We start from the raw sequence: 6,340 nt of genomic DNA on the forward strand, positions 1-6,340 counted from the left end.
CGCTGCGCTCATCCCGCGCGGGCACGCCGGACGCTGCGCCGCGCGGCTTTGAGTACTTTCAGCGTGGCCAGTTCCCACTGGCGCTCGCCACGCAGGCCGGCAAGGGCCTTCAATGAGCCGGCCCGCCAGCCATCGAATACGCAAGGATCGATATAGGCCTTGCGGCACACCGACGGTGTGTTGCCCAGCAGGTTCGCGACCTCGCATACCACCTGTTTCTGCAACGCCGCCAGCGCGCGCTCACTGGAAGGTTCGGGCAGCTCGGTCACGGCAAGCTGACGGATCGCCTCCAGCGTGCCGCCCCAGGTGCGGAAGTCCTTGGCGCTGAAATCCTCGCCCATCGCATCGTGCAGATAGTCGTTGACCATGCCCGAATCCACCGGTTGGACCGCGCCATCGTCATCGCGGTACTGGAACAGCGCCTGCCCGGGCAGCTGCTGGCAGCCCCGGATCAGCTTGACCAGTTCGCGGTCATCCACATCCACCTCATGCGCCTGCCCGGACTTGCCCCGGAAGCGCATCTGCGCCCGGCCGCCCTTGACCAGCGCGAGGTGGCGGTTGCGTAGCGTGGTCAGCCCGTAAGAGCGGTTGTCACGTGCATAGACTTCGTTGCCAACGCGCACCAGCGTCTGTGCCAGCAGCGCCACCACGATCGCCAGCACCTTGTCGCGCGGGAAGCCGGGCAGCTTCAGATCGCGGCGCAGGCGCCGGCGCAGCGTGGGCAGGGCGGTACCAAAGGCAATGATGCGATCGAACTTGCCATCGCCCCTCACCCGCGCCCAGTCAGCGTGGTAGCGGTACTGCTTGCGCCCGCGCGCGTCCCGGCCGGTTGCCTGCAGATGGCCGTTGGGCAGTGCGCAGATCCACACATCGGTGTAGGCCGGCGGGATCGCCAGCGCGCGGATCCGGGCCAGGGTGGCGGCATCGCGGACCGCCGCACCATCGGCATCGCGGTAGGCAAAGCCCTTGCCGGCCTTGCGGCGGGCAATGCCGGGCAGTTCATCGCTGACATAGCGCAGGCCGGCCTGGCGGGCGGCGGCGACTTCGGGGGTGGCGGTGCGGCTCGGGCTCATGGAGGCGACGCGGATCAGGGAAGCGCAGTGTTACCGGTCCCGGTGCGGCACCGCGTCAATAACGCAACACAAACACCTCACACCGCGCTTGGCGATATCCTCCAGCGTTTACTGGCTCGCTCTCTGGAGTACTGATGTCGTCCCTGTCGTTCCGCCGCGCGCGGCGTTCTTTCGGGCTGATTGCCCTGTTCCCCGCCCTGTTGGTCCTCGGTGCGTGCAGCGCTCCGCCCATGGACGAGCAGGAAGCGGTTGCCACCCATGCACAGAAGGCGGCCGAAGCAGCTGCCGCACCGACCGACGAGGCCGGCAAGGCAATGGAAGCACCGCCCGTAGGCAGCTGCGATGCGACCCAGGTGCAGAGCCTGGTCGGTCAGCCCTACACCGACCAGATCGGCAGCCAGGCCCAGCAGGATGCCGGCGCCACCACCCTGCGCGTGCTCAAGCCGAATGACATGACCACGATGGAGTTCATCGGCGAGCGTCTGAACGTTGAAGTGGATGCCAAGAACGTGGTCGCCGGCGTCCGCTGCGGCTGAACAGGCGGCGGGGAAACCCCTGAAACACAAGGGTTTGGTTGCGGCTGCAACCGTGTATTGCGGCGTTGCAACAACTGTGATCTAGTCGGGTCATCCGGTGCTTCGACCCGCGCTGCAAGGACTGAGCGGGGACGAGTGTCGCCGCTCACCTGACATCGCATCGAGGCACAGATGGCCCCCCGCAACCGCCAAGGGCTTTACGACCCGCAAGATGAGCGAGATGCCTGTGGTTTCGGCATGGTCGCCCAGCTCGACGACCAGCCGTCACGGCTGCTGGTCGACACGGCCATTGCCGCACTCTCGCGCATGACCCACCGCGGTGGCGTCGCCGCCGACGGTATCACTGGTGACGGCTGCGGCCTGTTGCTGCGCCGCCCCGATGTGTTCCTCAAGGCGCTTGCCGCCGAGGCGGGCCTCACGCTTGGCGCGCGTTTCGCTGCCGGCGTGGTGTTCCTGCCGCATGACGCCGCCGCCGCACAGGCCTGCCGCGACACGCTGGAACAGCAACTGCGCAACGCCGGCTGCCAGCCGGTCGGCTGGCGCGTGGTGCCGACCGACCCCAGCGTCTGCGGTCAACTCGCCCGCGACACCCTGCCGCACATCGAGCAGCTGTTCGTCGATGCCGGCGCCGCGCAGGACGAGGCCGCCTTCACCCTGGCCCTGTTCCTGGCCCGGCGCCGCAGCGAACAGCTGATGCGCGAGCACGCCGATTACTACGTCACCACGCTCAGCCCGAATGCGATCAGCTACAAGGGCATGGTGCTGCCGGACAAGCTGAGCCGCTTCTACGTGGATCTGCAGCGCAACGATCTGGCCTCCAGCGCGATCGTGTTCCATCAGCGCTTCTCCACCAACACGCTGCCGCGCTGGCCGCTGGCGCATCCCTTCCGGATGCTCGCCCACAACGGCGAGATCAACACCATCGAGGGCAACCGCCGTTGGGCGCAGGCGCGCAGCAAGGTGTGGAAGACCCCGCGCTTCGACATCGGCGAGTTCGATCCGGTGATCTCCATGCATGGCTCGGACTCGCAGAGCCTGGACAACATGCTCGAGCTGATGGTCAGCGCCGGCATGGACCTCATCCAGGCACTGCGCATCCTGGTGCCGCCGGCGACCCAGTCGCTGGAGTTCAAGGATCCGGACCTGGCCGCGTTCTACGAGTTCTACGGCCTCAACAGCGAGCCGTGGGACGGCCCGGCCGGGATCGTGGCCTGCGATGGGCGCTATGCCGCCTGCACGCTGGACCGCAACGGCCTGCGCCCGGCGCGCTGGATGCTGACGTCCGACCGCCACTTCCTGGTCGCCTCCGAAGCCGGCGTGTGGGAAGTGCCGGCCGAGCGCGTGGTGCGCAAGGGCAAGCTCGGCCCGGGCGAGATGATGGCCATCGACCTCAAGCGTGGCGACCTGCTCGACTCGGACGCCATCGACCGCATCAACCGCGGCCGCGCGCCGTACAAGCAGTGGCTGCAGCAGGGCGTGACCTATCTGCAGACCGAGCTGATCGATCCGTCGCTGGTCGAGGAGCCCTTCGACGAGCGCACCCTGCGCAGCTACCACAAGCTGTTCCAGCTCAGCACCGAGGAAGTGGAGCAGATCCTGCGCCCGCTGGCCGAGACCGAGCAGGAAGCCACCGGCTCGATGGGCGATGACACCCCGATGGCGGTGCTCAGCCAGCACAGCCGTCCGCTCTACGATTACTTCCGCCAGGCGTTCGCGCAGGTCACCAACCCACCGATCGATCCGCTGCGCGAAGACTGCGTCATGTCGCTGTCCACCCAGCTCGGCAAGGAGACCAACATCTTCCATGCCGGCGCGGAAACGGTGAACCACGTCATCCTCAACTCGCCGGTGCTCAGCCAGCGCAAGCTGCGCCAGCTGATCAAGATGGAGCAGTACGCCGACAAGAACCGGCTGATCGATCTGTCCTACAGCCTGGACGAAGGCCTGAAGGCCGGCATACAGCGCATCTGCGCCGAGGCCGAAGCCGCTGCGCGCGAAGGCATCGTCATGCTGCTGCTGAGCGACCGTTACCCGGTCGCCGACCGGCCGATGGTGCATGCGCTGCTGGCCACCAGCGCGGTGCATCACCACCTGTCCAACGCCGGGCTGCGCTGCGACGTCAACCTGATCCTGGAAACCGGTACCGCGCGCGACGCGCACCACATGGCCTGCCTGCTCGGTTTCGGCGCCACCGCGGTGTACCCGTACCTGGCCTACCAGACCCTGTTCGATCTGGGCCGGCGCGGCATCCTGCAGCTGAGCAAGGGCGGCGAGCAGTCGCAGATCGGCCGCCGCTACCGCAAGGGCATCTACAAGGGCCTGTCCAAGATCATCTCCAAGATGGGCATCTGTACGGTGGCCAGTTACCGCGGCGCGCAGCTGTTCGAGATCGTCGGGCTGGATGACGAGGTGGTCGACCTGTGCTTCCCGGACACCGCCTCGCGCGTGGCCGGTGTCGGCTTCGCGCGTCTGGACGACGAGGCCCGCGAACTCACCGTGCGCGCCTGGAACGACCTGCTGCGCCCGGATGTGGGCGGCGTGCTCAAGTACGTGCACGGCGGCGAATACCACATGTACAACCCGGACGTGGTCATGACCCTGCAGCGCGCCGCGCGCAGTGGCGATGCCGCGGACTGGCAGCGCTACTGCGAGGCCGTGCACGGCCGCCCGGTGTCGGCGCTGCGCGACCTGCTGCAGCTCAAGGCCGCGCCCACGCCGACCCCGTTGGACGAGGTGGCTCCGGCCGAAGACCTGTTCCGCCGCTTCGATACGGCGGCGATCAGCCTCGGTGCGCTGTCACCCGAAGCGCATGAAGCGCTGGCCATCGCCATGAACCGGCTCGGCGGGCGCAGCAACTCCGGCGAAGGCGGTGAAGACCCGGTGCGCTACGGCACCGAGAAGCGCAGCAAGATCAAGCAGGTGGCCTCGGGCCGCTTCGGCGTTACCGCCGAGTACCTGGTCAATGCCGAAGTGCTGCAGATCAAGGTCGCGCAGGGCGCCAAGCCCGGCGAAGGCGGCCAGCTGCCCGGGCACAAGGTCAACGAACTGATCGCGCGGCTGCGTTATGCCAAGCCGGGCATCGGCCTGATCTCACCGCCGCCGCACCACGACATCTACTCCATCGAAGACCTGGCCCAGCTGATCTATGACCTCAAGCAGGTCAACCCGACCGCGCTGGTCTCGGTGAAGCTGGTCAGCCATGCCGGTGTCGGCACCATCGCCGCGGGCGTGGTGAAGGCCGGTGCCGATCTGATCACCGTCTCCGGCCATGACGGCGGCACCGGGGCCAGCCCGGTCAGCTCGATCCGCTATGCGGGCGTGCCGTGGGAGCTGGGCGTGGCCGAATCGCACCAGGCACTGGTGGCCAACGACCTGCGCGGGCGCACCCTGCTGCAGACCGATGGCGGCCTGAAGACCGGCCTGGACGTGATCAAGGCTGCGCTGCTGGGCGCGGACAGCTTCGGCTTCGGCACCGCGCCGATGATCGTGCTGGGCTGCAAGTACCTGCGCATCTGCCACCTCAACAACTGCGCCACCGGCGTGGCCACCCAGGACGAGCGCCTGCGCGCGCAGTACTTCACCGGCCTGCCCGAGCGCGTGGAGAATTTCTTCCGGCTGCTGGCCGAGGAAGTGCGTGGCTGGCTGTCCTACCTGGGCGTGCGCTCGCTGGACGAGATCGTCGGCCGCACCGACCTGCTGCAGCAGCTGGAGGTCTCCCCGCGCCCGGGCGTCAAGGTGGATCTGTCGCGCCTGCTCAACCCGGCCGAGTACGCCGGCAGCCACTGCGCCGCGCAGCGTCTGTACGAATCGCCGGACAGCCTGGCCACGCAGATGGACGGCCTGCTGGCCCCGGCGATCGCCGGCAAGCTCGGCGGCGAACACCGCTTCCTGATCCACAACACGGACCGCTCGATCGGTACCCGCCTGTCCGGCGAGATCGCGCGCACGCACGGCAACCAGGGCATGAGTGATGCGCCGCTGACCCTGCGCTTCCGCGGCACCGCCGGTCAGAGTTTCGGCGCGTTCAACGTGGGCGGCCTGCAGCTGGAGGTCGAAGGCGAGGCCAACGACTACGTCGGCAAGGGCATGGCCGGCGGCCGGCTGGTCGTGCGCCCGCCGCGTGGCGCGCGTTTCGAGGCGCGCAACACCGCGATCATCGGCAACACCTGCCTGTACGGCGCCACCGGTGGCGAGCTGTTCGCCGCCGGCCGTGCCGGCGAGCGCTTCGGCGTGCGCAACTCCGGCGCGCTGGCGGTGATCGAAGGCGCCGGTGACCACTGCTGCGAATACATGACCGACGGCATCGTGCTGGTGCTGGGCAAGGTCGGGGTGAACTTCGGTGCCGGTTTCACCGGTGGGCTGGCCTACGTGCTGGATATCGACCGCGACTTCGTGGACCGCTACAACCACGAACTGATCGACATCCACCGCATCTCGGCCGAAGGCTTCGAGAACCATCGCCAGCACCTGCATACGCTGATCAGCCGCCACCGCGAACTGACCGGCAGCATCTGGGCGCAGCAGATTCTTGATGAGTTCCGCGATTACGTCGGCAAGTTCTGGCTGGTCAAACCCAAGGCCGCCAGCATCGAATCGCTGACCGACTCACTGCGCCGCGCTGCGTAAGCGCGGAGAAGCGCCGGTATCGACCGGCGCCTCGTGTTCCCACCGCTGTAGTGCCGGCCGCTGGCCGGCAACCTCACATTGTAGTGCCGGCCGTTGGCCGGCAAC

General features: G+C 67.9%; 3 protein-coding genes. 2 read left to right on the plus strand and 1 reads right to left on the minus strand.

What is annotated here, in order from left to right:
* Positions 1 to 8: 8 nt before the first annotated feature.
* Positions 9 to 1,073: a DNA topoisomerase IB gene (locus tag QMX81_RS12700; protein ID WP_121043920.1), complete on the minus strand. Its 1,065-nt coding sequence runs from the start codon at positions 1,071 to 1,073 to the stop codon at positions 9 to 11.
* Between the two features lie 134 nt (positions 1,074 to 1,207).
* Between QMX81_RS12700 and QMX81_RS12705 the strand changes: the two genes are divergently transcribed.
* Positions 1,208 to 1,609: an I78 family peptidase inhibitor gene (locus QMX81_RS12705; protein ID WP_121043917.1), complete on the plus strand. Its 402-nt coding sequence runs from the start codon at positions 1,208 to 1,210 to the stop codon at positions 1,607 to 1,609.
* A gap of 171 nt (positions 1,610 to 1,780) precedes the next feature.
* Positions 1,781 to 6,235, plus strand: a complete 4,455-nt coding sequence (gltB, locus tag QMX81_RS12710; RefSeq protein WP_282261989.1) for a glutamate synthase large subunit — start codon at positions 1,781 to 1,783, stop codon at positions 6,233 to 6,235.
* The last annotated feature ends 105 nt before the right edge of the window (positions 6,236 to 6,340 follow it).

The sequence above is a fragment of the Stenotrophomonas sp. PS02301 genome, assembly GCF_029959485.1.
GTDB classification, from domain to species: domain Bacteria; phylum Pseudomonadota; class Gammaproteobacteria; order Xanthomonadales; family Xanthomonadaceae; genus Stenotrophomonas; species Stenotrophomonas maltophilia_Z.